This window comes from Pseudomonas sp. AL 58 (assembly GCF_036348395.1).
Lineage (GTDB): Bacteria > Pseudomonadota > Gammaproteobacteria > Pseudomonadales > Pseudomonadaceae > Aquipseudomonas > Aquipseudomonas defluvii.
Genome location: NZ_JAZBQR010000013.1, coordinates 11997 through 35834 on the forward strand (window position 1 = coordinate 11997; position 23838 = coordinate 35834).

The 23838-nt window shown below is 58.3% G+C and carries 23 protein-coding genes; 18 read left to right on the plus strand and 5 right to left on the minus strand.

Annotated features, from left to right (window positions below):
- The first annotated feature begins 34 nt into the window (after positions 1 to 34).
- From bkdR to UIA24_RS15285, 3 genes are all read left to right on the plus strand, one after another.
- Complete coding sequence (bkdR, locus tag UIA24_RS15275; RefSeq protein ID WP_065759705.1) at positions 35 to 520, plus strand: Bkd operon transcriptional regulator BkdR; 486 nt, start codon at positions 35 to 37, stop codon at positions 518 to 520.
- A 267-nt stretch (positions 521 to 787) separates the two neighbouring features.
- Positions 788 to 2029 (plus strand): glutamine synthetase family protein, encoded by a 1242-nt coding sequence (locus UIA24_RS15280; RefSeq protein WP_330523282.1) that lies wholly within the window; start codon positions 788 to 790, stop codon positions 2027 to 2029.
- Between the two features lie 175 nt (positions 2030 to 2204).
- On the plus strand, positions 2205 to 3536 hold the full coding sequence (locus UIA24_RS15285) for an MFS transporter (RefSeq protein ID WP_065759707.1): 1332 nt from the start codon (positions 2205 to 2207) through the stop codon (positions 3534 to 3536).
- Between the two features lie 91 nt (positions 3537 to 3627).
- On the opposite strand, the gene UIA24_RS15290 is transcribed toward UIA24_RS15285, so the two are convergent.
- The 4 genes from UIA24_RS15290 to flgA form a co-directional block, all read right to left on the minus strand.
- Positions 3628 to 4320: a flagellar brake protein gene (locus tag UIA24_RS15290; RefSeq protein ID WP_099776569.1), complete on the minus strand. Its 693-nt coding sequence runs from the start codon at positions 4318 to 4320 to the stop codon at positions 3628 to 3630.
- Between the two features lie 131 nt (positions 4321 to 4451).
- The gene (locus tag UIA24_RS15295; RefSeq protein ID WP_065759709.1) at positions 4452 to 4919 is read right to left on the minus strand and encodes a flagella synthesis protein FlgN; all 468 of its coding nucleotides are present in this window, start codon (positions 4917 to 4919) and stop codon (positions 4452 to 4454) included.
- 46 nt (positions 4920 to 4965) lie between these two features.
- Positions 4966 to 5280: a flagellar biosynthesis anti-sigma factor FlgM gene (gene flgM, locus UIA24_RS15300; RefSeq protein ID WP_330523208.1), complete on the minus strand. Its 315-nt coding sequence runs from the start codon at positions 5278 to 5280 to the stop codon at positions 4966 to 4968.
- A gap of 166 nt (positions 5281 to 5446) precedes the next feature.
- Positions 5447 to 6199 carry a flagellar basal body P-ring formation chaperone FlgA gene (gene flgA, locus UIA24_RS15305; RefSeq protein ID WP_065759711.1) on the minus strand — a complete coding sequence of 251 codons (753 nt, stop codon included), beginning with the start codon at positions 6197 to 6199 and terminating at the stop codon, positions 5447 to 5449.
- A 68-nt stretch (positions 6200 to 6267) separates the two neighbouring features.
- Between flgA and UIA24_RS15310 the strand changes: the two genes are divergently transcribed.
- Both UIA24_RS15310 and cheR read left to right on the plus strand, forming a co-directional pair.
- Complete coding sequence (locus tag UIA24_RS15310; protein ID WP_065759712.1) at positions 6268 to 7197, plus strand: chemotaxis protein CheV; 930 nt, start codon at positions 6268 to 6270, stop codon at positions 7195 to 7197.
- A 50-nt stretch (positions 7198 to 7247) separates the two neighbouring features.
- A complete protein-coding gene (gene cheR / locus UIA24_RS15315; protein WP_065759713.1) occupies positions 7248 to 8075 on the plus strand; it encodes a protein-glutamate O-methyltransferase CheR in 828 nt (275 codons plus the stop codon).
- On the opposite strand, the gene UIA24_RS15320 is transcribed toward cheR, so the two are convergent.
- Positions 8060 to 8311 (minus strand): hypothetical protein, encoded by a 252-nt coding sequence (locus tag UIA24_RS15320; RefSeq protein ID WP_330523209.1) that lies wholly within the window; start codon positions 8309 to 8311, stop codon positions 8060 to 8062. The two genes, cheR and UIA24_RS15320, sit on opposite strands and share 16 nt — an antisense overlap.
- Before the next feature lie 59 nt (positions 8312 to 8370).
- On the opposite strand from UIA24_RS15320, the gene flgB reads away from it, so the two are divergent.
- From flgB to UIA24_RS15385, 13 genes are all read left to right on the plus strand, one after another.
- Positions 8371 to 8778, plus strand: a complete 408-nt coding sequence (gene flgB / locus UIA24_RS15325) for a flagellar basal body rod protein FlgB (RefSeq protein WP_065759714.1) — start codon at positions 8371 to 8373, stop codon at positions 8776 to 8778.
- A 3-nt stretch (positions 8779 to 8781) separates the two neighbouring features.
- Entirely contained in the window at positions 8782 to 9225 is a 444-nt protein-coding gene (flgC, locus tag UIA24_RS15330; RefSeq protein ID WP_065759715.1) for a flagellar basal body rod protein FlgC, read from the plus strand.
- Between the two features lie 15 nt (positions 9226 to 9240).
- Positions 9241 to 9975, plus strand: coding sequence for a flagellar hook assembly protein FlgD (gene flgD, locus UIA24_RS15335; protein ID WP_099773895.1), 735 nt, complete (start codon positions 9241 to 9243; stop codon positions 9973 to 9975).
- A gap of 30 nt (positions 9976 to 10005) precedes the next feature.
- Positions 10006 to 11319 (plus strand): flagellar hook protein FlgE, encoded by a 1314-nt coding sequence (gene flgE / locus UIA24_RS15340; protein WP_065759717.1) that lies wholly within the window; start codon positions 10006 to 10008, stop codon positions 11317 to 11319.
- Between the two features lie 75 nt (positions 11320 to 11394).
- Positions 11395 to 11592 carry a hypothetical protein gene (locus tag UIA24_RS15345; protein ID WP_099773897.1) on the plus strand — a complete coding sequence of 66 codons (198 nt, stop codon included), beginning with the start codon at positions 11395 to 11397 and terminating at the stop codon, positions 11590 to 11592.
- Positions 11593 to 11832: 240 nt separating this feature from the next.
- The gene (locus UIA24_RS15350) at positions 11833 to 12573 is read left to right on the plus strand and encodes a flagellar basal body rod protein FlgF (protein WP_099773898.1); all 741 of its coding nucleotides are present in this window, start codon (positions 11833 to 11835) and stop codon (positions 12571 to 12573) included.
- A gap of 45 nt (positions 12574 to 12618) precedes the next feature.
- Positions 12619 to 13404 (plus strand): flagellar basal-body rod protein FlgG, encoded by a 786-nt coding sequence (flgG, locus tag UIA24_RS15355; RefSeq protein WP_330523210.1) that lies wholly within the window; start codon positions 12619 to 12621, stop codon positions 13402 to 13404.
- A gap of 54 nt (positions 13405 to 13458) precedes the next feature.
- Positions 13459 to 14154 (plus strand): flagellar basal body L-ring protein FlgH, encoded by a 696-nt coding sequence (flgH, locus tag UIA24_RS15360; RefSeq protein ID WP_065759721.1) that lies wholly within the window; start codon positions 13459 to 13461, stop codon positions 14152 to 14154.
- Positions 14155 to 14166: 12 nt separating this feature from the next.
- Positions 14167 to 15276, plus strand: coding sequence for a flagellar basal body P-ring protein FlgI (locus UIA24_RS15365; RefSeq protein ID WP_065759722.1), 1110 nt, complete (start codon positions 14167 to 14169; stop codon positions 15274 to 15276).
- Between the two features lie 10 nt (positions 15277 to 15286).
- Positions 15287 to 16492, plus strand: a complete 1206-nt coding sequence (gene flgJ / locus UIA24_RS15370; protein WP_330523211.1) for a flagellar assembly peptidoglycan hydrolase FlgJ — start codon at positions 15287 to 15289, stop codon at positions 16490 to 16492.
- A gap of 10 nt (positions 16493 to 16502) precedes the next feature.
- Positions 16503 to 18548: a flagellar hook-associated protein FlgK gene (gene flgK, locus UIA24_RS15375; protein WP_330523212.1), complete on the plus strand. Its 2046-nt coding sequence runs from the start codon at positions 16503 to 16505 to the stop codon at positions 18546 to 18548.
- 13 nt (positions 18549 to 18561) lie between these two features.
- Positions 18562 to 20130 carry a flagellar hook-associated protein 3 gene (locus tag UIA24_RS15380; RefSeq protein WP_330523213.1) on the plus strand — a complete coding sequence of 523 codons (1569 nt, stop codon included), beginning with the start codon at positions 18562 to 18564 and terminating at the stop codon, positions 20128 to 20130.
- Between the two features lie 91 nt (positions 20131 to 20221).
- Positions 20222 to 23791: a glycosyltransferase gene (locus tag UIA24_RS15385; protein WP_330523214.1), complete on the plus strand. Its 3570-nt coding sequence runs from the start codon at positions 20222 to 20224 to the stop codon at positions 23789 to 23791.
- Positions 23792 to 23838 lie beyond the last annotated feature (47 nt).

The following is a 23838-nucleotide window of genomic DNA, read 5'->3' on the forward strand; positions in this document are numbered from 1 at the left end:
CTTTATAAAGATAAAAATCAGGTGAGTTTTTCTCATGCGTAAACTGGATCGCACCGATATCGGCATTCTCAACAGCCTCCAGGAAAATGCTCGTATCACCAACGCCGAGCTTGCCCGCTCGGTGAATCTCTCCCCGACACCCTGCTTCAACCGGGTCAAGGCGATGGAAGAGTTGGGGGTGATTCGCCAGCAGGTGACCTTGCTGGCGCCCGAGGTGTTGGGGCTGGATGTCAATGTGTTCATCCACGTCAGCCTGGAGAAGCAGGTGGAGCAGGCGCTGCATCGCTTTGAAGAGGAGATCGCCGAGCGCCCGGAGGTCATGGAGTGCTACTTGATGACCGGCGATCCTGACTATCTATTGCGGGTGTTGTTGCCCAGCATCCAGGCGCTGGAGCGCTTTCTCGATTACCTGACGCGCCTGCCGGGCGTGGCCAACATTCGCTCCAGCTTTGCCCTCAAGCAGGTGCGCTACAAGACCGCCTTGCCATTGCCTGCCAACGGCCTGACCCTGCGCGGGTAGGTGTAGCGTAATAATTGACACTTCGTCGATTTGATCAAAGGCAATGCCGCTTTTTATCGCTATTGCTCAAGGCAGCTGCGCTTAAGTGCTTGATATTTTGAACGGCTGGTGCTTATTTTGTACACGTCGCCGTTCGCGGCTTGCTAAAACAATAAGGATCAAGTCATGACGAGCAATGGCCAACGTTCACTCGCCGAGCGATTGATGGGCATTGATGAAATCGAATGCGTCACTCCGGACCTGAACGGTGTGCCTCGCGGGAAGGTAATGACCGCCGAAGGTTTCCTTGAGGGGCGGCGCTTGCAGATGGCTCGCGGGGTGTTGTTGCAGTGCATCATGGGGGGATACCCACCAACCCGTTTCTACGGCAGCGATGATGGTGACCTGGCACTTGTTCCTGATCCTCAGCAGATTCATCGCTTGCCGTGGAGCGATACACCGCGTGCCTTGGCCATTTGTGATGCGGATGACTTGAGCGGCGAAGGCTGCAGATTGTCTACCCGGGCACAACTCAAGGCGGTGATTGCACGTTATGCGGCGCATGGCTTGAAACCCGTGGTTGCGACCGAGCTTGAGTTTTTCGTCTTTGCACCGAGCAGCGACCCGACTCAACCCTTCCAGCCGCCTGTTGGCCTGGATGGTCGACGCGAAGATGGCGCTTCAGCCTTCAGCATCAGCTCCAACAATGGTTTGCGTCCGTTCTTCAATGAGGTCTATCGCTGCATGGAAGCCCTTGGGCTACCGCGCGATACCTTCATGCATGAAATGGGTGTCAGTCAGTTCGAGATCAACCTGTTGCACGGTGACCCGCTGCTGTTAGCCGACCAGACCTTCCTCTTCAAGCACCTGCTCAAGGAAGTCGCACTCAAACATGGCCTGACGGTCGTTTGCATGGCCAAGCCACTGGCCAAAACCCCAGGCAGCTCCATGCATATCCACCAAAGCCTGGTGGACATCGACAGTGGGCGTAACGTGTTCAGTGACGCCGAGGGTCAAGCGACAGATACCTTCTATCATTTCATTGGCGGCTTGCAGGCATGCATGGCCGACTTTACGGCGCTGTTCGCGCCTAATGTGAACTCCTACCAACGCCTATGCCATCCGTACGCCTCACCGAACAATGCGTGTTGGTCCGAAGACAACCGTGCTGCTGGCTTGCGTATTCCGGCGAGCGGCCCGGCTGCTCGGCGGGTCGAGAACCGTTTGCCGGGGGCAGATACCAACCCTTACCTGGCACTGGCGGCCAGCCTGGCGGCGGGCCTGCACGGTATCGAGCAACGGTTGGCGCCCGCCCCGGCGATTCAGGGTGAATTTGAGGTGCCGGACAACCTGTCGTTGCCGTGTACCTTGCATGCGGCGCTGGAGCGCCTGAAGCGCAGTGCGCTGGCTCGCGAGCTGTTTGGCAAGGAGTTCATCGAAGGCTATATCGCCTCCAAGACCCTGGAGCTGACCAGCTTCTTCGATGAAATTACCCCGTGGGAGCGCCGAGTGCTGGCATCCCAGGCGTAAATCGCGCCTTTTAAGGCGCTTGGGGAATAGCAGGTGGCGAAACAATGTTTGACGATTTGTCGGCGGTGTTTCCCACCTGTTTTTGTGTCTACTGTTGTTGCTGCGCCGTCGGTGCTTTTTCACTTATGCTTTCAGCCAGTTTTTCCACCTGCTAAAGGAGCCAACCGGGACGCCGATGCGACAGATCTGGAAGTCTTTCCGCGCGCTGTATTTTGCCGCTCTGATGATGTTGATCGGTTCGGGCCTGTTAAGTACCTACCTGGCCCTGCGCCTGGCGGCCGATCAGGTTGACAGCCTGTGGGTCGGTGCCTTGATGGCGGCGAACTATTTCGGTCTTGCCCTGGGCGGCAAGATCGGTCACCGGCTGATTGCCCGCGTCGGGCATATTCGGGCCTACGCCACGTGCGCCGGTATTGTGGGGGCAGCGGTGCTGGGCCATGGCCTGGTCAGTTGGCTGCCAGCCTGGCTCCTTCTGCGGGTCATCGTCGGTTTGGGCATGATGTGCCAGTACATGGTCATCGAAAGCTGGCTCAATGAGCAGGCCGATGCCAAGCAGCGGGGAGCCGTATTCAGCGGTTACATGATCGCGTCGTACCTGGGGTTGGTGCTGGGTCAGTTGATTCTGGTCGCCCATCCGCAGCTGGGGCTGGAGCTCCTGATGCTGGTGGCGATGTGTTTTGCCCTGTGCCTGGTGCCGGTGGCACTGACCCGTCGCATTCACCCGGCGCCGCTGCGTCCGGCGCCGCTGGACCCGCGCTTTTTCATCAAGCGCGTACCGCAGTCGCTCAGTACCGTGCTGGGGTCAGGCCTGATCGTTGGCTCGTTCTACGGTTTGGCGCCTTTGTATGCGGCCAAGCAGGGCTTGAGTACCGAGCAGGTTGGTATCTTCATGGGGTGCTGTATTTTTGCCGGGTTGCTCGTGCAATGGCCGCTGGGCTGGTTGTCTGATCGTTATGACCGCGCCGTGCTGATTCGTGGTGTGGCAATCGGCTTGGCGGTAGCGGCGTTGCCGTTGGCGATTTGGCCGAGTGTGCCGATGGTGGTGCTATTTGCTGCCGGTTTCCTGGTGTCGCTGCTGCAGTTTTGCCTGTACCCACTGGCAGTGGCATTCTCCAATGACCATGTCGAGAGTGAGCGGCGTGTTTCACTGACCGCGATGCTGTTGGTGACCTATGGCGTCGGCGCCAGTATCGGTCCGCTGGTCGCCGGCGTGCTGATGCAGCAGTTGGGCGATCAGATGCTCTACGCCTTCTTTACATTCTTCTCGCTGGTACTGGTTTGGCGGATTCGGCCTCAGGCCGTCACCAACCTGCATCAGGTCGATGACGCGCCATTGCTGCACGTAGCGATGCCAGCAGCCAGCTCACCCTTGGCCGCGGCACTTGACCCGCGGGTGACTGAGCAGGACGTCCAGGATCAAATGCAGGCGCCTGTAGCAGCAGAAGACACCGAAGCTGAGGAGCAGCAGGCGGAGGAGGGAAGAGGGGAGCCGGCAAAGCCTGTGTAGGTGCCAGTGTTGCTGACGATCCGGGTGTCGAGTACTGAGCTCGCACCCGGTCAATGCCGTTGCCGGTAGCACCGGCTTGTGCAAGTGCTACTTAGTAGTCGTCTTTATCGAAACGACGCGCTTCACGCTGCAACTGGTAAACAAAGCTCTCTACCTTGCGTTGCATTTGCCCATTCAGGTTGTGGAAGCGCACGCCTGCAAACGTGGTGTTGAAGCGTTCTTCAAAGTGCAGGTGACGCAGTTCAACCGCCGTCGTAGTGGTGCCAAACAATTGGCTGGCGCTGAATTTTTCGTACACTTGGCCGAGTTGCAGGCGCTCTTCGACATTGCCTTCGAAGCGCAGTTTGCAGCCCGTGGCCGAGATGTCCAAAAGCTTGCCCTTGAGAGCACCTTCACCCTTGAGCTTGTCACCGCTCAGTAATACATCCACCAACTGCGATAGCTTCAACGCTGCGCGGAAGGCATTGCGACGCTGGTGGTAGGTGACTTCCAACGGCAGGGCGCCGTGATAGCTACGGTGGCCATCAGTTTCCTGGATGGTCAGCGGCGTGCTGGATTCCCAGGCAATGCGTACACCGTCATGAAAACCTTCGACACGAAACGGCTCGCCATTTTGCAAAAAGCGTTCGCCGTCACGCGGGATCATTTCGTCCAGCGCCAGTTTATTGGTCTCCCGGTCGACTTCTACCACGTAGCTCTGGAAGCGCTGGCTACGCTCATGAAAAGTAATGATCAGCGGATCATGGCTCTCTTGCAGCTGCCGCAGGTTGGCGGCGATTTCCATTGGGGTGGTCAACACCTTGGGTGGCTGCGGAGCATCTACTTCATTCAACACGGTTGATCAATCTCCAGACTAAAACACACACGCAAGCGCAGGCATTCTGCCAGCATGCTTCGCACCTTGGTATAGGTTAATCACACTTGGCTGAGTGTGCGAGGTTTTGCGAGGGGCGAGGTGGATCCGCGGCTGTCATACAGTGACGGTGATTCGCCACCATTGAGAATTCTAATCTGGTTGGCCGTGGTCGCTTGCTGAATCTGGATGGAGCGACCATTGATCTCGTTGGCAGCCTGGCACTGGGCCATGATCTTTGCCAACTCTTCGAGTTTTTCCAACATCTGCTTGCCGAGCGACGACTGACTGGCAAGGGTCTCGAAACCGCTGCGGTCAGGGCTCAGGCCGAGGTTGGCGAGGGCCTGGCTGCGCCGACGCCCCTGCTGATCAAGCAGCACCACCAGCGATTGCTTGCGGGCCAGGATGTTCTCCAGCAGCGACATATCGCGGCCGTGCAACGCTATCAGCTCGGTTTGCAGTAACTCGAGCAGTTCTTGCGCTGGAGCAATATCGTCTTCGATCAGTTGCAGCAGAGTAATGTCGTGCATGGCTGGCTCTTGGTATTCAGCGTCCTGAAGTCAGCGCGCCAGAGGGCTAGCGCTGTGCTTCGAAATTAAGCAGTTTGCTGGCGATACGGTTGCTGTCGATCTTATAGCTGCCGTCGGCAATCGCCTGCTTCAACTCGGCCACTCGGCCGCTGTTGACAACGGGTTGCTCGCGCAGCTTTTCGCTGATCTTCTGCAACTGCTGTGCCTCTTGGCTCAGGTGTACGGTTTCCCCGCTCTGGGTGCTGGCGGCAGGAGCAGTGCTGGCAGATGCAGCGCTTGAACTGTTTTCCTGGCTGCTGCCGGTGCGCGCACCGCCCGTCACGGACGGGGAATTATTCAAACGACTGAAGTCGATGATCATGATTGAAAACCTCTGGGTATTGGACGCTTGCCTTGTTTTCGGCCAACCCGAAAAAAACTTTAGGCGCAAATGCACTGCGGCATGCGCGGCAGGTCCTTGGCCCGAACAGAGGATAGTTTAGGAAAAGCGCTGTTTGATCGCCAGCGTTGATCTTGCCTCGGTTTCCTTACATGGCGACTTCCACCTGCCCGGGGCCGGTTACCCGCGCTTTTACCACGCGTTTGGAGTTCAGGTTGCGTACCCGGATCTGCTCGCTGAGGCCGCCTTTGCTCAGGGCTTCCCCTGGCATGCGTACACTGAGCGTGCCGCTACGTGCGGTAATCACGACATTGTCACCTTTACGTACGACTTCGGCCTGTTCAAGGTGTGCAGGGGTGAGCACCTGGTCGATGACCGCTGGTCGGATAACCTTTTGCCCCACGGCCTGGTCCAGTGAGCTGAGAAAGCCTTGGCTCAGCAAGCCTACATCGCGTTCGCGCAGGGCCACGTCCTCTTCTGAAACGATGCCTTCGCGCTTGAGCGGGCGGGTGGCGGTGACCACGTTGCGAAACAGGCGTACCTGGGCGGGCACGAACACCGTCCAAGGTGAGCTGCCATCACAGCGCACGCGCACGGTCACACGGCCCAAGGGTTGAGCCGGGCTTTCCAGTGTGGCGTTCAACTGCTGGTCGCATACGGGCATGCGCAGTCTAGGGTCCAGGTTGTTGACCTGGATCTCGTAGCGGCCTTCGGTCTGGCTGGTTGCCAGATAATCTTCCACAGAGAATTCAAGAAAGCCTTGGGTGACACCGATAAGCTGTTCAGGCAAGGTAAAGTTGTCAGCCAGAGGTCGAACGCCAGGGGCCAGTAGGCACAGCACGGCAAGGATGCGGGGCAGGCGGTGGGGCAGGCGTCGGAAAAATGTCGTTTTCGTGTTCATACAGTTAAAAAAAGCAAGGCGCGTGCCGACTAGGTACGAAGCCCCAAGCTTTGGTGAAGGAGTCTGGTATGGCTGGTGTAATGGATTCGGTGAACCAGCGTACTCAACTGGTGGGGCAGAATCGCCTCGAGCTGCTGTTGTTTCGTCTTAATGGCGAGCAGTTGTATGGGATCAACGTGTTCAAGGTGCGGGAAGTGTTGCAATGCCCGAACCTGACCCTGTTGCCCAAATCCAGCCCGGTAGTACGTGGTGTTGCGAATATTCGTGGGGCAACCATCCCGATTCTTGATTTGGCGATGGCGACCGGCTTGCCCGGTCAGAATGACGACATGAGCAACCGTTTCGTGATCATCACGGAGTACAACACCAAGACCCAAGGGTTCCTGGTGCATTCGGTCGAGCGCATCGTCAACATGAACTGGGAAGAGATTCATCCGCCACCCAAGGGGACCGGTCGTGATCACTACCTGACGGCCGTCACTCGGGTCGACAACAAGCTGGTGGAGATCATCGACGTAGAGAAGATCCTGGCTGAGGTCGCGCCGACGTCCGAGGCGATTTCCGAAGGTGTTGTCGATGCCGATGTGCAGGACAAGGCGGTCATGCTGCGGGTGCTGACGGTGGATGACTCTTCGGTGGCTCGAAAGCAGGTCAGTCGTTGCCTGCAGACGGTCGGTGTCGAAGTGGTGGCGCTTAATGATGGTCGTCAGGCGCTCGACTACCTGCGCAAGCTGGTGGACGAAGGCAAGCGTCCGGAAGAAGAGTTCCTGATGATGATTTCCGATATCGAGATGCCGGAAATGGATGGCTATACGCTGACGGCGGAGATTCGTAGCGACCCGCGCATGCAAAAATTGCACATCATCCTGCATACTTCACTTTCTGGCGTATTCAACCAGGCCATGGTGAAGAAAGTGGGCGCCGACGATTTTCTTGCCAAGTTCAGGCCGGATGACCTGGCTCAGCGGGTTGTCGACCGGATCAAGGCTACGCATTAACGGCCAGGGGCTTTCCCTGGCAGTACACACGATTGTAAGAGGCGGCATCATTGTCTACGGGTAATTTGGATTTCGAACAATTCCGGGTCTTCCTGGAAAAAGCCTGTGGCATCCTGCTCGGCGAAAATAAGCAGTACCTGGTTTCCAGCCGTCTCAACAAGCTGATGGAGCAGCAAGGTATCAAGAGCCTGGGGGAGCTGGTACAGCGCATTCAGACTCAACCGCGCAGCGGTTTGCGCGAGCAGGTGGTGGATGCGATGACCACCAACGAGACCCTCTGGTTTCGTGATACCTATCCATTCGAAGTGTTGAAAAACAAAGTACTGCCCGAGCAGATCAAGGCAAACCCTGGTCAGCGTCTGCGTATCTGGTCGGCAGCCTGTTCGTCCGGGCAGGAGCCTTACTCGATTTCAATGGCGATCGACGAGTTCGAGCGTAGCAATATTGGCCAATTGAAAATGGGCGCGCAGATCGTTGCGACCGACTTGTCGGGCTCCATGTTGGCCAACTGCAAGACCGGTGAGTACGACAGCCTGGCTATCGCGCGCGGTCTTTCCCAAGAGCGTCTGCAGCGTTACTTCGACCCGAAAGGGGCGGGGCGTTGGGCGATCAAGGCGCCGATTCGTAGCCGTGTCGAGTTCCGTGCGTTCAACCTGCTGGACAGTTATGCAAGCCTGGGCAAGTTCGATATCGTGTTTTGCCGTAACGTGCTGATCTACTTCTCGGCGCAGGTCAAAAAAGACATCCTGATGCGTATTCATGGCACGCTCAAGCCGGGCGGCTACCTGTTCCTGGGGGCTTCCGAGGCGCTCAACGGTCTGCCGGATCACTACCAGATGGTTCAGTGCAGCCCGGGTATCATTTACCAGGCCAAGTAAGCACCAGGCCAGTCAAGCAACACGCCCAGCCAGCGGCGACAAAAAACAGGCAAGTTCGGTATCACCTGCGGTGCAGGGGTTCCGGCCTTGCCTGTTTTCGTTTTTGCCGCGTGCGTTCTCCCGCCGCATTGCCGCTTTGCTGGCGCCAAGCGGAAATCCTTTGCCGCTTTTCTGGCATTGCCGCTGCCGGCAATAGGCTGAGGTGCCCGGTTTTGTTGGGTTTTGTTTTTTGGCATGAGACTTGCTCTAGCTCAGGCAACGAACAATCCGGTCAACCTTCGAAGGTTTCCCCGACATGAGCATCAGTTTCGATAAAGCGCTCGGCATTCACGAAAAGGCATTGGGCTTTCGCGCTCAGCGTGCCGAAGTGCTGGCCAACAACATCACCAACGCCGATACCCCAAACTACAAGGCGCGTGATCTGGACTTCTCCGAGGTGTTGGCGGCGCAGGCCGACAAGGCTAAAAACGGCACCTTTTCGTTGGAGCGGACCAACAGTCGCCATATCGATGCTGAAGGTTTGAGCATGGGTGAAGAGGCGCTGAAGTACCGCACCCCAATGCAGCCGTCGGTTGACCAGAACACCGTTGATGCGCAACTGGAACAATCCAGTTACGCCGAGAACGCGGTGGGTTTCCAGGCCAGCTTCACGCTGCTCAACAGTAAATTCAAGGGGCTGGTATCGGCCCTGCGCGGAGAGTAATCCATGTCCCTTGCCAGTGTATTCAATATCGCCGGTAGCGGCATGAGTGCCCAGACCACTCGGCTCAACACCGTCGCCAGTAACATTGCCAACGCCGAGACCGTCTCGTCGAGCATCGACCAGACCTATCGCGCACGCCATCCGGTGTTTGCCACCACGTTCCAGCAGGCGCAGAGCGGTGTCGGGCAGTCGCTGTTCCAGGATCAGGATGCTGCAGGTCAGGGCGTGCAGGTGTTGGGTGTGGTTGAAGACCAGAGCAATCTGGAGGCGCGCTACGAGCCGAATCATCCTGCGGCAAACAAGGACGGCTACGTCTACTACCCGAACGTCAATGTGGTCGAGGAAATGGCTGACATGATTTCCGCCAGCCGTTCGTTCCAGACCAATGCTGAGCTGATGAACACTGCCAAAACCATGATGCAGAAGGTCCTGACCCTGGGTCAGTGATAAAGGACTAAATCAATGGCCAGCATTAACGATACGACCACCGGCGTGAATCTGAACGACGTTCTGAAAGCCTCCGGTACCAGCTCGACGAGCACCAGCAGCAGTAGCGGTATTACTGCGGCTACCAGCAGCAAGACTGGCTCTGGCCAGGCGCTCGGCAAGGATGCGTTCCTGCAGTTGCTGGTGACGCAGATGCAGCACCAGAATCCGCTTGAGCCGCAGGGCAACAGCGAGTTTGTTGCGCAGTTGGCGCAGTTCTCCAGCCTTGAGGGTATTACCTCGCTGAACGAGTCGGTGACGGCTATCTCCGGCACCTTCAAATCGTCTCAGGCGTTGCAGGCCTCTTCGCTGGTGGGGCGCTCGGTTATCGTCCAGACCGACAAGTCGGTGGTCGATACCACCAAGAGCTTCACTGGTAGCGTCAGTGTTCCGCAGTCGGTCAGCAACCTGTCGATCAAGATCACCGACAAAGACGGCAAGACCATCAAGACCATCGAGTTGGGCGAGCAGTCGGCGGGCAAGGCCGACTTCGTCTGGGATGGCAAGAATGATGCGGGTGACGTGGTTGATCCGGGTACCTACACCTTTGCTGCCAGCAGCAAGATCGACGGTACCGCTACCGCCCTTACGACTTACCTGCCGGCCACGGTCAGCAGTGTCACCTTGAGCCAGACTGGCGGCGAGATGATGCTCAACCTGGCAGGCCTGGGCACCATTGCGCTGTCCAAAGTCCAAACTATCGGTATATAGAGCCGGCGTACACGGCACAAGGAGTGAAAGATGTCATTCAATATCGGCCTTAGCGGTCTCTATGCAGCCAACAAACAACTGGACGTAACGGGCAACAACATCGCCAACGTTGCGACCACTGGCTTCAAATCCTCGCGCGCAGAGTTTTCTGACGTGTACTCGGCAAGCAAGCTGGGCGTGGGTAGCAAGACCGTGGGTAATGGTGTGCGCCTGGCGGCGGTATCTCAGCAGTTCGGTCAAGGCGACATCAACAATACCGGCAACGTGCTGGACATGGGTATTCAGGGGCAGGGCTTCTTCGTACTGAGCGATAACGGCTCGCTGAGCTACACCCGTGCCGGCGCCTTCCAGACCAACAAGGACAACTATGTCGTAACGTCCGATGGCATTCGTTTGCAGGGTTATGCCGCTGATGCCAATGGCAAGATTGTCAATGGTGTACTGACTGACCTGAAAATCGACACTTCGGCCCTGGCACCTAAGTCCACTAGCCTGATTGATCAGGGTATCAACCTGAACTCCTCGGCGGACGACATTACGGCTACGTTCGATCCGGCTGATACCAGCACCTACACCAAGACCTTTGCCACCAAGATCTACGACAGCCAGGGTAATGAGCATGTCATGGATCAGTACTACGTGAAGACGGGGCAGAACTCGTGGTCTGCATACACCTTGATCGATGGGCGTAACCCGCAAGATCCGACCTCTACAGATCCGCTCTCGGGCACTATCACGTTCAATCCTGATGGCAGTGTCAAGGCCATGACGGGTAGTGAAAGTTACCCGACGCCAGACACCAGCTTTGAAGTGACCAACAACGTCTTTGTTCTCAAGGGCTGGGTGCCGGCTGCCAAGGACGCCTCGGGTGCCTGGGTGTCGAACGGTTCCGAGGGGAATGCGACGGGTATTCGCCTCGACATGACCTCGACCACTTCGTACAACACCGAGACAACCCGCCTGTCGCAATCTCAGGATGGTTATGCCACCGGCATTCTGTCCAGCCTGAGCATCGACTCGACAGGTGTCATGTTCGCCAGCTTCAGCAACCAGCAGTCCCGTGCAATTGGTCAGGTGGCAATCGCCAGCTTCGCCAACGAGCAGGGCCTGGAGCAGATGGGTGGCACACGTTGGAAAGAAACCTTCGCGTCGGGTATCCCGGGCATTGATGCGCCGAAGACCGGTACCCTGGGGGCCATCACCTCCAACGCGCTGGAAGCCTCCAACGTCAACCTGACCCAAGAGTTGGTCGAGTTGATCAAGGCGCAGAGCAACTACCAGGCCAACGCCAAGACCATCTCGACTCAAAGCACCATCATGCAGACCATCATTCAGATGACCTGATGGGCGCATGAGTCAATGATGTACAGCCAAGCCCCTTTCTCATGGAAGGGGTTTGTCGTTTTTGAGGTGCTGAAGATGTTGAAACGATGGGTAGGGGTGGGCGTTTTGCTGGGGGGGCTGCTGCTTGCAGCGCAGTCCTGGGCCGGTATGGCGGCCTGGTACTGGTGGGAAAGCCAGGCTACTGGCCGACTGGTGTGCGCGCAGGTCTCGCCTGGTGAGGGCTGGCGGCTGTTTTCCGGGCCCTACAACAATGGTGCCTGTCGCGATAACTGATGCGGTGGCGCTGTCTGGACTCTCCTGTTGCCGTCAGGCGACGAGGCGAGGTTTTGCCGCTGCCGGCAGAATGCCGCCGAGAATTTGTCTTCTGTTTTCTTTCTGGTGGTCGTGAGGTGAGGGAAAGCCCCGTAAATTCAGTCTTTTTGATGGTCTGTTGGGACTTGGTTCGATAATTGCTTCTAGCAGCGCAGGGCAGCGGTGAACGGCAAATGTTCGCCAGCGCAGCGGAGGATGACTGTGGACAAGATGCTTTACGTGGCCATGACCGGCGCCAGCCAGAACGCGCTGGCGCAGAAGGCCCATGCCAACAACCTGGCCAACATTTCCACCAGCGGTTTTCAGCGTGACCTGGAGCAGGCGCGTTCGATGCCGGTGTTCGGCGACAGCTTTCCGGCGCGAGCCTATGCCATGAGCGAGCGTCCGGCGACGGATTTCACGCCGGGTGCCTTGCAGGAAACCGGGCGTGACCTGGATGTTGCCGTCGGCGGCAACGGCTGGATTGCAGTGCAGGCGCCGGATGGCAGCGAAGCCTACGTGCGCACCGCCAGCATGAACATCGATGCGCTGGGCGTACTGCGGGCCGGTAATGGCATGCCGATCATGGGCAATGGCGGGCCGATTGCCGTGCCGCCTGAGCAAAAGGTCGAGATCGGCCAGGACGGTACCGTCAGTATCCGCGCCATGGGCGAGGGGCCGCGAGTCATGGCTGAGGTCGACCGGATCAAGCTGGTCAACCCTGACCTGAAGAATATGACCAAAGGCCTGGACGGCATGATCCACACCAAGAGTGGTCAGCCCGCCGATGCCGATGGCTCGGTTCAGCTGGTGTCGGGTTTCCTTGAGGCCAGTAACGTCAACGCGGTAGAGGAAATGACCTCGGTGTTGGCACTGTCCCGTCAATTCGAACTGCACGTCAAAATGATGACCACGGCCAAGGAAGGCGATGAAGCCATGGCGCGTGTTTTGCAAATCGGCTAATTACACAGGCGTAGCGCCGTAAAACAGGCGCTTCAGGAGAACAGCATGCTTCCGGCTCTTTGGGTCAGTAAAACAGGTCTGGCCGCTCAGGACATGAACCTGACGACCATTTCCAACAACCTGGCCAACGTTTCGACCACAGGCTTCAAGCGCGACCGCGCCGAGTTCCAGGACCTGCTCTATCAAACCCGTCGTCAGGCAGGCGCTCAGTCCACTCAGGACAGCGAACTGCCGTCGGGTCTGCAACTGGGTACGGGTGTGCGTATTGTCGGCACCCAGAAGAACTTCAATGCCGGTAGCCTGCAGACCACCGAGCAGCCGCTGGACATGGCGGTCAATGGCCGTGGTTTCTTCCAGATCCTGCAGCCTGATGGCACTGTTTCCTATACCCGTGACGGTACGTTCCACCTGAACTCCGATGGTCAGATCGTCACCGCCAATGGCTTCGCCCTTGAGCCGGCGATTGTCGTGCCGCCTGATGCGCAGACCTTCACCGTCGGCATTGACGGTACCGTCTCCATCACCACCGCAGGCAACCCGGCTGCACAGGTGATCGGCAACATCCAGACCGTCGACTTCATCAACCCGGCCGGCTTGCAGGCCGTGGGTAACAACCTGTTCCTGGAAACCGCTGCCAGTGGCGCGCCACAGGTGGGTACCCCAGGTTTGAACGGCTTCGGTACCACGCTGCAGAACACCCTGGAAAACTCCAACGTCAGCACCGTGGAAGAGCTGGTGAACATGATCACCACACAGCGTGCCTATGAAATGAACTCCAAGGTCATTTCCACTGCCGACCAGATGCTGTCGTTCGTTACCCAGAACCTGTAAGTGATGTTCACTGGGGCGCTGGTACAGTGCCTGTTACACCGTGAGGTTAGAGTCATGAGTCGTTTGTTTTCCGTACTTGCCCTGGGTGGGGTAGTGTTGTTGGCCGGTTGCGTCGCGCCGACGCCCAAGCCCAACGACCCGTACTACGCGCCGGTATTGCCGCGCACACCATTGCCAGCAGCGGCTAACAACGGCTCGATCTACCAGGCCGGTTTCGAGCAGAACCTGTATAGCGACCGCAAGGCGTTCCGGGTCGGTGACATCATCACCATCACCCTGAATGAGAAAACCCAGGCGAGCAAGAATGCCAACTCGCAGATCGCCAAGAACAGCAAGGCCGACATCGGCCTGACATCCCTGTTCGGGACTGTGCCCAATACCAATAATCCATTGGGTTCTGGCGACCTGTCCCTTGAGGCGGGCTACAGTGGTGACCGCACCACCAAGGGTGACAGCAAGGCCGGGCAGGGCAACAGCTTGACCGGTTCCATTACCGTGACCGTGGCTGATGTACTGCCTAACGGCATCATCGCTGTGCGCGGCGAAAAATGGATGACGCTGAACACCGGTGACGAGTTGGTGCGTATTGCCGGCATGGTCCGTGCCGACGATATCGCGACTGACAACACGGTGCCTTCGACTCGCGTCGCCGACGCCCGCATCACCTACTCGGGTACCGGTTCGTTTGCCGATGCGAGTCAGCCAGGGTGGCTCGACCGCTTCTTTATCAGCCCGCTTTGGCCTTTCTAGGTTCGGATAACCATGCTCAAGTTCAGTCGGCTGATTGCCGCGACGATCCTGCTGTCCACGGCGTTTGCTGTTCAGGCCGAACGCCTGAAGGACATCGCCAGTATTTCCGGGGTGCGGACCAACCAGTTGATTGGTTATGGCCTGGTGGTGGGGCTCAATGGTACGGGTGACCAGACCACCCAGACACCGTTCACCCTGCAGACCTTCAACAACATGCTGTCGCAGTTCGGCATCAAGGTGCCTGCCGGGTCGGGTAACGTCCAGTTGAAGAACGTGGCTGCGGTGTCGATTCACGCCGACCTGCCACCGTTCGCCAAGCCGGGCCAGTCGGTGGACGTTACCGTTTCCTCGATTGGTAACTCGAAAAGCCTGCGTGGCGGTAGCCTGTTGATGACCCCGCTCAAGGGTATTGACGGTAACGTCTATGCCATTGCCCAGGGCAACCTCGTGGTCGGTGGTTTTGATGCCGAAGGCCGTGATGGTTCCAAAATTACCGTCAACGTTCCGTCGGCAGGTCGTATTCCTGGGGGGGCTACGGTTGAGCGTGCGGTGCCGAGCGGTTTCAACCAGGGCAACAGCCTGACCCTGAACCTCAATCGTCCGGACTTCACCACTGCCAAGCGCATTGTCGACAAGGTCAACGAATTGCTGGGGCCGGGTGTGGCACAAGCGCTGGACGGCGGCTCTGTGCGGGTGACCGCGCCAATGGACCCTAGTCAGCGGGTCGATTACCTGTCGATTCTGGAAAACCTGGAGATCGATCCAGGCCAGGCGGTGGCCAAGGTCATTATCAACTCGCGTACGGGTACGATCGTCATCGGTCAGAACGTCAAGGTATCGCCCGCGGCGGTTACCCACGGTAGCCTGACGGTCACCATTACCGAAGACCCGGTGGTCAGCCAGCCAGGGCCATTTTCCAATGGCCAGACAGCGGTCGTGCCGCGTTCGCGTGTGAACGCCGACCAGGAAGCCAAGCCGATGTTCAAGTTCGGCCCGGGCACCACGCTGGATGAGATTGTACGTGCGGTCAATCAGGTGGGCGCAGCCCCAAGTGACCTGATGGCGATTCTTGAAGCCCTGAAACAGGCCGGCGCGTTGCAGGCCGACCTGATCGTGATCTAAGGCGCTGGCTATGGATATGCCCAAGGGTGGAGTTTCCGCAGGCGCCGATACCGGGGCCTACACCGACCTCAATCGACTTAACTCGTTGAAGGTCGGCGACCGTGACAGTGACGCCAACCTGCGCAAGGTGGCGCAGGAATTCGAGTCGCTGTTTCTCAACGAGATGCTCAAGTCCATGCGTTCGGCCAACGATGTGCTGGCCAAGGACAACCCCCTCAACACTGAGACCACCAAGCAGTACCAGCAGATGTACGACCAGCAACTGTCGGTCAGCCTGTCTCGGGAGGGCGGCGGTATCGGTCTGCAGGATGTGCTGATGCGTCAGCTGTCGAAAACGAAATCGACGGCTGCGGCGCACGCAGGCAGCAGCCCGTTCCCGCATGTGGAAGGGCAGCAGCGCGCACTGTGGGCTGCACGCGTGGCAGAGCCTGTGCGCTCAGAGCAAACGGCTTCGCGTAACGACATGGCGTTGCTCAATCAGCGCCGGTTGAATCTGCCCAGCAAACTCACGGATCGCCTGCTGGCCGGGATCGTGCCGTCGGCAGGTACTGCAACGGCTGCGACGCCGGGCAACTCGCTGGCCAATCGCTCGGGGGCCGTCGGTGATGCGGTGATCAAGGGTGACTGGGAGCCGGCACAATCCTTCGGTGCGCCAGGCAGCATGCGTATTTATGGTCGGGCCATGGCTCAGCCACCTCTGGCACCGGCCAAGCGTGCCTTCGGTTCGTCCGATGAATTTGTCGCGACCATGCTGCCAATGGCCGAGCAAGCTGCAGCGCGTATTGGTATCGACCCGCGTTACCTGGTGGCGCAGGCGGCGCTGGAAACCGGTTGGGGCAAGTCGATCATGCGCCAGCCGGATGGCAGTAGCAGTCACAACCTGTTTGGCATCAAGGCGACGGGTAATTGGCAAGGTGGTCAGGCGCGAGCGATCACCAGCGAGTTTCGCAATGGGCAGATGGTCAAGGAGACCGCTGCGTTCCGTTCCTATGACTCGTTCCAGGACAGCTTCCATGACCTGGTTAGCCTGTTGCAAAACAATTCGCGCTATCAAGAAGCGATCAAGTCTGCCGATAAACCAGAACAGTTTGTGCGAGAGCTGCAGAAGGCCGGTTATGCAACCGATCCTGATTATGCCAGCAAGATCTCGCAGATCGCGAAACAAATGAAGTCGTACGAAAGCTTTGCTGCGATTGACACTTCCACGAAATTATAAGGTTTGAACTATGGCGAGCTTGATCAACATCGGCGTATCGGGGCTTGGAGCCTCGCAGTCGGGCCTGTTTACCACGGGTAACAACATTGCCAACGCCGACGTTGCCGGCTACTCACGCCAGCAGAACGTACAAAGCGCCAAGAGTTCAATCCAGAGCGGTAATGTGTTCATCGGCACTGGCACGACGCTGTCCGATGTTCGTCGGGTGTACAACGCGTTCCTTGAAAACCAGCTGCGAACCACCACTTCGTTGAACAGCGACGCATCTGCGTACCTGAATCAGGTTTCACCGATCGATAACCTGTTGTCCGATGCCGATACCGGTATCACCGGAGCGTTGAAGAACTTCTTCACGGCGCTGCAGAGTGCATCGGCCAAGCCGACCGAAGACGCCTCGCGGCAGTTGCTGTTGACCAGTGCCCAGTCGCTGAGCAAGCGCTTCAATACCATTTCCGCGCAGCTCAACGAGCAGAACAGCAACATCAACGGCAACCTGGCGTCGATGGCTGATCAAGTCAACAAACTGTCGGCCACCATTGCCCAGTACAACGATCAGATCTCCCGTGTTTCGGCCGTGCAAGGCAGCCCCAACGACCTGCTCGACCAGCGTAACGAAGCCGTGCGCCAGCTCAACGAGTTGGTCGGTGCTCAGGTGGTCGAGCGTGAGGGTAACTTCGACGTTTACCTGGCCAATGGTCAGCCGCTGGTGCTGGGCAAGACCATCAATACCCTGGAAACCGTACCGAGCAAGACCGACCCTACCCGGATGAGCCTTCAGCTCAACCGTGGCAGCACCAGCATGGACATCACCTCCAGCATTACCGGCGGTGAAATGGGCGGCCTGCTGCGCTACCGCAGCGAGGTGCTGGATCCGTCGATGAACGAGCTGGGGCGTATTGCCCTGGTGGTTGCCGACAGCATCAACCAGCAGTTGGCCCAAGGTATCGACAAGAACGGTGAGTTCGGCGCAGCATTGTTCGGCGATATCAACAGTGCGGCCTTGATCAGCCAGCGCAGTATTGCCCAGGCCGGCAACAGTGCAGGCGCTGGCAATCTGGATGTGACCATCAGTGACACCGGCAAGCTGAGCACGTCCGATTACCAGGTGACCTTCAGCAGTGCGACCCAATATACGGTCAAAAAGCTGCCAGACGGCGATGCCCAAGGGCCTTATGACATCACTGCAACCCCCCCGCAGGAAATTGATGGCTTCAAGCTTGCCCTCAACGGCGGGGCGCCCAGTGCTGGTGACAGCTTCAAGATCACCCCGACCCGCAACGCGGCAGCCAAGCTCGACACGGTGTTGACCGATCCCAAGCGTATTGCCCTTGCGGCGCCCTTGTCGGCGGTCAGCGGCTCCGGCAATCAGGGTACCGGTGTTATCACCCAGCCCGAATTGACCTCGAAGCTGGATATCTATGATTCGACCCAGCGCATTGATCTGCAGAACGGCCTGAAGTATTCCACGCCGGTGAAGTTGGTTTTTGGCGATGAAACAACCAACCCGCAAACCTACAAGCTGTTCGATGCCAAAGGCACCGAATTATCCTCCGGGACCATTATTCCGGGCGAGAGCAACACGCTGCAATTGAGCGTGCCGATGGTCGATGCCAGTGGCAACCCGATCATGGATGGCGCGACTCAGAAAACCTTCAATTTTGAAATGACTGTCGCCGGGTCACCGAAAGAGGGCGATAACTACACCGTATCGCTGACCGGTGCAGGCTCTGCCGACAACCGCAACGGCCAGGCGGTGATCGACCTGCAAACCAAGGCCACGGTTGAAGTCGGGGCTAACGGTAAGGGCATCAGCCTGACCGATGCCTACGGCAAACTGGTTGAAAACGTGGGTGGCAAGACCGCGCAAGCGCAAATGGACAGCAATGCGACGAATGCCCTGCAGACCTCGGCCAAGGCAGGCCGTGATTCGCTTTCTGGTGTCCAGCTCGATGAAGAGGCCAGCAACCTGATCAAGTATCAGCAGTACTACACGGCCTCGTCGCAAATCATCAAGGCTGCCCAGGAAATCTTTACCACGCTGATCAACAGCCTTTAAGGAGTCGTAGACCGTGCGTATTTCTACTTCCCAGTATTACGAAAGCAGCACTTCAACCTATCAGCGCAACTTTGCCAACGCGGTGAGGTCGGGCGAGCAGGTCAGTGACAACTTGCGTATACGTACCGCCGCGGATGACCCTGTCGGCGCGGCGCGGCTGCTGCAACTTGAACAGCAAAGCAACCTGTTGGCCCAGTTCGGTGACAATGCCACCAATGTGCGTAACTCGTTGGGCGCCTCCGAGGGTGTTCTCAACGGCATCAGCGCCATTTTGCAGCGGGTCAACGAACTGGCCGTCAGCTCCGGTAACGCCGGCTTTACCGACACTGATCGCAAGGCCAATGCCCAGGAACTGGCGCAGCTCGAAGAGCAGCTTTACTCGCTGATGAACAGCCGTGACGAGAACGGTAAATACCTGTTCTCCGGCTCGCGTGGCGATACCCAGCCGTATGTGCGCAACTCGGATGGCACCTACACCTATCAGGGTGACCAGGGCACCCTGAACTTGCAGGTGGGCGACATGCTCACGATGGCGACCAATGAAAGCGGTTATGCCGTGTTCGAACAGGCGCTCAATACCAGCCGTAGCGAGACGAACCTGATTTTGCCTGCAGTTGATGATGGCCGGGTTCAGTTGTCCGATGGTCAGGTGTCTGGCAGCACCACCTATAATGACCGCTTCCGCAGCGGTGAGCCGTATACCATCACGTTCCTCAGCAGCACGCAGTTCAAGATCACCGATGCATCCAACAACGACGTCACGCTGGAAGCGACTCAAGGTGGTACATTCGACCCGGCCTCCAGCAACAAGATGATCAGTTTCCGTGGTGTTGATATGCGTCTGGATATCAACTTCCAGCCGGGCGACAGCGCCAACCCTGATGCGGCGATTGCGGGGCACACCTTCACGTTGGCGGCCAAGCCCGACGCCATTTCAGGTTCACGCAGCCCAGGCAACAGTTCGTCGGCGCAGGTCACCGGTGCATCCATCACCGATTCGACGGCTTACAACAGCGCCTTCCCGGGTGGCGGCGCCATTCTGAAGTTCACCAGCGCCACTGACTTTGAGCTGTATGCGCAGCCGCTAACTGCCGACAGCAAGCCGGTGTCTACCGGTACGGTCAGTGGCTCTACCGCCACGGCGGCAGGGGTGACCTTTGACCTGGCCGGCGCACCCGTCGCGGGTGATCAGTTCTCGATACAGGTCGACACCCATCAGACCCAGAACATCCTCGACACCATTGGCAAGTTGCGCACGGCGTTGGCCTTGCCAGTGGATAACGATCCGCTGGCCAAGCAGCAATTCCAGGCTGCACTGGATTCGGCTATTGGTAACATTGCCAGCGGCTCCAACCAGATCGCCTCGGCCATCAGTGACATTGGTGCGCGTGGTGCGGCATTGGATGTTCAGGCTGAAACCAACGAAAGCCTGAAGATGGCCAACACCAAGACACAGAGTTCGATACGTGATGCGGATCCGGCTGAAGTGCTGATTCGCCTGAACTTGCAGCAGACCATGCTGCAGGCCTCTCAGCTCGCGTTCAGCAAGATATCGTCGTTGAGCCTGTTCAATCAGCTCTGAGTTTCCTGGCCCAGAGGGCCAGGATCTGTTCCTGCTTCTAGGGCGCCTCGCCAGGTAATGGCAGGCGCCCTTTGTTTGAGAGTGTTCCGCCGTGATTACAGCTCCCCTCGTCAGCATCGTTATCCCAGCCTTCAGCGCGCGCTTTTTCTCCATGACCTTGCAGAGCGCCCTGGGCCAGACCTACGAAAACCTTGAAATCGTTGTCTGTGATGACAGTCGCGATGAGGAAATCGAGCAGATCATCGGTTCCTTCGAGGGGCGGGGTAATGCCCGTATTCGCTACCTGCGCAACCCAAAGCGGCTGGGTTTTCAGCGCAATCTATTGCGCTGTGTCGAGGAGGCCCAAGGCGAGTACATCAAGGTCCTTTGTGACGATGACCGACTGTTCGCCCAGTGTGTCGAGCTGCAGGCGCAGGTGCTTATCGAGCATCCTGAGGTCAATCTGGTGCAGGCCCATCGCTTGCAAGCCGATGCCGATGATTTTGTGTTGCCCATGCGTGCTGAAAATTGCCCATTCGCCTTGGTTGACTCCGTGTTCAAGGGCGAAGACCTGTTGGCCATTCTGGAGGCGAATGCCATCCATTTTCTGGGGAATTTCTCATCGGCCTTGATGCGAACCCAGGATGTCCAGGTATTGCTGCAGGCGCTGACCACTGCCGGTGAGGGCTTTGTCGCATTGCTCGACCAAGCGTTGTTCGTGTGCCTGTTGCGTCGGGGCAACATGGCGGTGCTGACCCGTGTGCTCAGTGTTGAGCGGCTGCACCCAGGGCGCTTGAGCAAGCAGCCGGAAATCATCAAGGCGGCAAAAGTCGAGTGGCGTTGGTTGCATCAGATGCTCTTGGCTCGCACGGGTGAGGGGGCGCCTGCGCGGGGCTGGGTTCGCTATGTCGAGCTGGTTCGTGCCAATGAGTCGGTGCGAGACTGGAAAGAGCTGTATCTGATGCGTGCGCTTAGTAACTGGCACACCGTGATCCACGGCCGAGTGGGTAGCGACTGTGAAAGTTATGCCGAGTTTTACCAGAAATGGCTTGCGGCGCGACGCTTCTCGGATGTCCAGCGGCGGGTTGCGCGCGAGCAGGTGGTCAAGTGGCCTTCGCAGCCGAAAATCGTTCCGGTTATTGTCGACCTTGAGCAGGATAAGGCCGCGCTGAGCGTCACCCTGGATAGCCTGGCCGCTCAACTTTACGCGCCGACGGCGGTGTTGTTGCTGTCCAATACCGATTGTGTGGTCGAGCCGCATGTTGTGCATTTGCCGCTTGTCGAGAACTGGGCGGCGCAGGTCAACAATGCGATGCCGGCGCTGGAAGGGGTGGACTGGATCTACCTGCTGCGGGCTGGTGACCGGTTGAGTGAGTCGGCATTGCTGCTGCTTGCCGAACGCATTGCTGCAACACCCGGTATGCGTTGCGCCTACAGCGATGAAGGTGCCGTGTTGGACGGCGAGTCCTGTGACCCGGTGTTCAAGCCCGACTTCAACCTCGATCTGATGCGCGCCTACCCCTATGTGGGTCGAACCTTGGCGTTCCAGCGTCAACAGATGCTTGCCCTGGGTGGTTTCGAGTCGTCACTGGGTGAGCTTGCGCCCCATGACATGGTCTGGCGTATTGCAGAGTCCAATGGCCTGTCTGCAATCGAGCATATTGCCGAGATTCAGGTGGAGTCCGCATTCCCCTATGCCCAGTGGCTGTCGTTGCCATCGGTGATCGAGCAGAGCAGTGCGCTACTCGCTGCGCACTTGAACCGATTGGGGGTCGAATATCGGATTCATCATGACGCGTTGCCATTGCTCAATCGCGTTGAGTACCTGCACGCGGAACAGCCGTTGGTCTCGCTCATCATCGTTGCGGGTGATGACATATCAGCCATACAGCGCTGTGTTGAGGGGGTGCTGGAGAGCACCACATACAGCCGATACGAGCTGCTGATTGTCGGTAGGCCGGAGTGCAATGCTGGTATGCGTGACTGGCTTGCTGCGATGGCGCAGATGGGCGGTGGCCTCTTGCGCGTGCTGGAGGCACCGCAAGGTGCCGGTGTGGCGGCTATCAACAACCTTGCTGCCGAGCAGGCGCGCGGCGAGTACTTGCTGTTCTTTGCAGCTGACAACCTGGTTTGTCAGGCTCAATGGCTGGCTGAGCTGCTTAACCATGCGCAGCGACCGGAAGTGGGTGTCGTTGGCGCACGCCTCGTTGATCCCAAAGGCAAGGTTGCCAACACCGGCGTCATTCTCGGCTTGGGTGGTGCGGCGGGGCCTGCATTTGCCGGCGAGCTTTCGGATGCGCGGGGGTACATGCAGCGTCTTCAGGTGGCTCAGAACTGGAGCGCGGTGAGTGGAAGTTGCCTGATGATACGCACTCAGGTTTTCAAGGATCTGGGTGGTTTCGATGAGGCCACATTTGCCCAGAGTCTGGCCGACATTGATTTGTGTTTGCGGGTCGGTCAGACGGGTTACCTGGTGGTCGGAACGCCCTATTCAATCGTCGTTCAAACGCGTGAAGACAAACCGTGCTACTTGGGGGTGGAGGCTGGGAAGCCAGAGCAGGAAGCGTTGATCCAGCGCTGGCTACCCAGTGTAATCCGGGACCCTGCCTACAACCCAAGCCTGAGTCTGACCCGCTCGGCGTTTACGCTGGAGCCCAGCTTGCGTGACAGTTGGAACCCTCTGGTCCTGCGCACGCTGCCTTCCATTCTGGCGTTGCCGGTCAACAACACCGCGGTGGGGCATTATCGCGTCAATCAGCCGCTGCGTGAGCTTGAAGCCGCAGGGCGTGTGTTCGGGCGAATCAGCTTTGAAGTACCGCCTTCGGTCGAAATCGCACGGATGAATCCGGATGTGGTGGTCATCCAGCTTCGCCACTCCTCGGAAAGTGTCAATGACATCGAGCGGGTCAAGAATATCGCTTCGGCACGCCGGATCTACGAGATCGACGACTACGTCCTGGAGGCGCCGAAGAAGAATGTCCATGCGCGTAACAAACCGCGTGATACCGAGCAGCATCTGCGCCGAGGCATAGGTTTGTGCGATCGCGTCGTGGTCACCACGGACGCCCTGGCCAATGCACTTTCCAGTATGCACCGAGATATTCGCGTGGTGCCGAACATGCTGGCGCCGCATTTGTGGCTGGGCCTGAACAGCAAGCGTGGCACGTCGAACAAGCCACGGGTGGGTTGGGGGGGCGGTACCAGCCATAGCGGCGATCTTGAAATCATTGCCGAGGTGGTACGCGAGCTGGCCAATGAGGTGGAGTGGGTGTTCTTTGGCATGTGCCCGGAGAACCTCAAGCCCTATATCCACGAGTACCATCCAGGCGTTTCGTTGGAAAACTATCCGGCGAAGCTGGCCAGTCTGAACCTGGACCTGGCGCTGGCACCGTTGGAGTTCCACATCTTCAACGACTGCAAGAGCAACCTGCGTCTGCTGGAGTATGGCGCCTGTGGTTATCCGGTGGTCTGCACCGATACCGAGGCCTACCGGGGTTACTTGCCTTGCACACGGGTTCGCAGCAACTCTACCCAGGAGTGGCTGCAGGCGATCCGTATGCACCTGGCTGACCCGGCAGCCAGCTATCGCATGGGCGATGAGTTGCGTGAAGCGGTGCTGCGCGACTTTGTATTGCGTGCGGACAACCTGCAGCACTGGGTGTGGGGCTGGTTGGCCGACTGATCCTGCACACCTTCCCTGTGGCGGCGCTGCAAACGCGCCGCTGACAC

What these genes read in the sequence shown, in the direction of transcription:
- UIA24_RS15295 (WP_065759709.1), bottom strand. Translation starts at nt 4,919, where the DNA reads ATGCACGACATTACTCTGCTGCAACTGATCGAAGACGATATTGCTCCA.
- UIA24_RS15345 (WP_099773897.1), top strand. Translation starts at nt 11,395, where the DNA reads ATGTTGAAACGATGGGTAGGGGTGGGCGTTTTGCTGGGGGGGCTGCTG.
- flgE (WP_065759717.1), top strand. Translation starts at nt 10,006, where the DNA reads ATGTCATTCAATATCGGCCTTAGCGGTCTCTATGCAGCCAACAAACAA.
- flgD (WP_099773895.1), top strand. Translation starts at nt 9,241, where the DNA reads ATGGCCAGCATTAACGATACGACCACCGGCGTGAATCTGAACGACGTT.
- UIA24_RS15290 (WP_099776569.1), bottom strand. Translation starts at nt 4,320, where the DNA reads ATGGAAATCGCCGCCAACCTGCGGCAGCTGCAAGAGAGCCATGATCCG.
- flgH (WP_065759721.1), top strand. Translation starts at nt 13,459, where the DNA reads ATGAGTCGTTTGTTTTCCGTACTTGCCCTGGGTGGGGTAGTGTTGTTG.
- flgB (WP_065759714.1), top strand. Translation starts at nt 8,371, where the DNA reads ATGAGCATCAGTTTCGATAAAGCGCTCGGCATTCACGAAAAGGCATTG.
- flgM (WP_330523208.1), bottom strand. Translation starts at nt 5,280, where the DNA reads ATGATCATCGACTTCAGTCGTTTGAATAATTCCCCGTCCGTGACGGGC.
- flgA (WP_065759711.1), bottom strand. Translation starts at nt 6,199, where the DNA reads ATGAACACGAAAACGACATTTTTCCGACGCCTGCCCCACCGCCTGCCC.
- UIA24_RS15285 (WP_065759707.1), top strand. Translation starts at nt 2,205, where the DNA reads ATGCGACAGATCTGGAAGTCTTTCCGCGCGCTGTATTTTGCCGCTCTG.
- UIA24_RS15320 (WP_330523209.1), bottom strand. Translation starts at nt 8,311, where the DNA reads ATGCCAAAAAACAAAACCCAACAAAACCGGGCACCTCAGCCTATTGCC.
- flgG (WP_330523210.1), top strand. Translation starts at nt 12,619, where the DNA reads ATGCTTCCGGCTCTTTGGGTCAGTAAAACAGGTCTGGCCGCTCAGGAC.
- flgJ (WP_330523211.1), top strand. Translation starts at nt 15,287, where the DNA reads ATGGATATGCCCAAGGGTGGAGTTTCCGCAGGCGCCGATACCGGGGCC.
- UIA24_RS15280 (WP_330523282.1), top strand. Translation starts at nt 788, where the DNA reads ATGACCGCCGAAGGTTTCCTTGAGGGGCGGCGCTTGCAGATGGCTCGC.
- UIA24_RS15310 (WP_065759712.1), top strand. Translation starts at nt 6,268, where the DNA reads ATGGCTGGTGTAATGGATTCGGTGAACCAGCGTACTCAACTGGTGGGG.
- flgK (WP_330523212.1), top strand. Translation starts at nt 16,503, where the DNA reads ATGGCGAGCTTGATCAACATCGGCGTATCGGGGCTTGGAGCCTCGCAG.
- flgC (WP_065759715.1), top strand. Translation starts at nt 8,782, where the DNA reads ATGTCCCTTGCCAGTGTATTCAATATCGCCGGTAGCGGCATGAGTGCC.
- UIA24_RS15365 (WP_065759722.1), top strand. Translation starts at nt 14,167, where the DNA reads ATGCTCAAGTTCAGTCGGCTGATTGCCGCGACGATCCTGCTGTCCACG.
- bkdR (WP_065759705.1), top strand. Translation starts at nt 35, where the DNA reads ATGCGTAAACTGGATCGCACCGATATCGGCATTCTCAACAGCCTCCAG.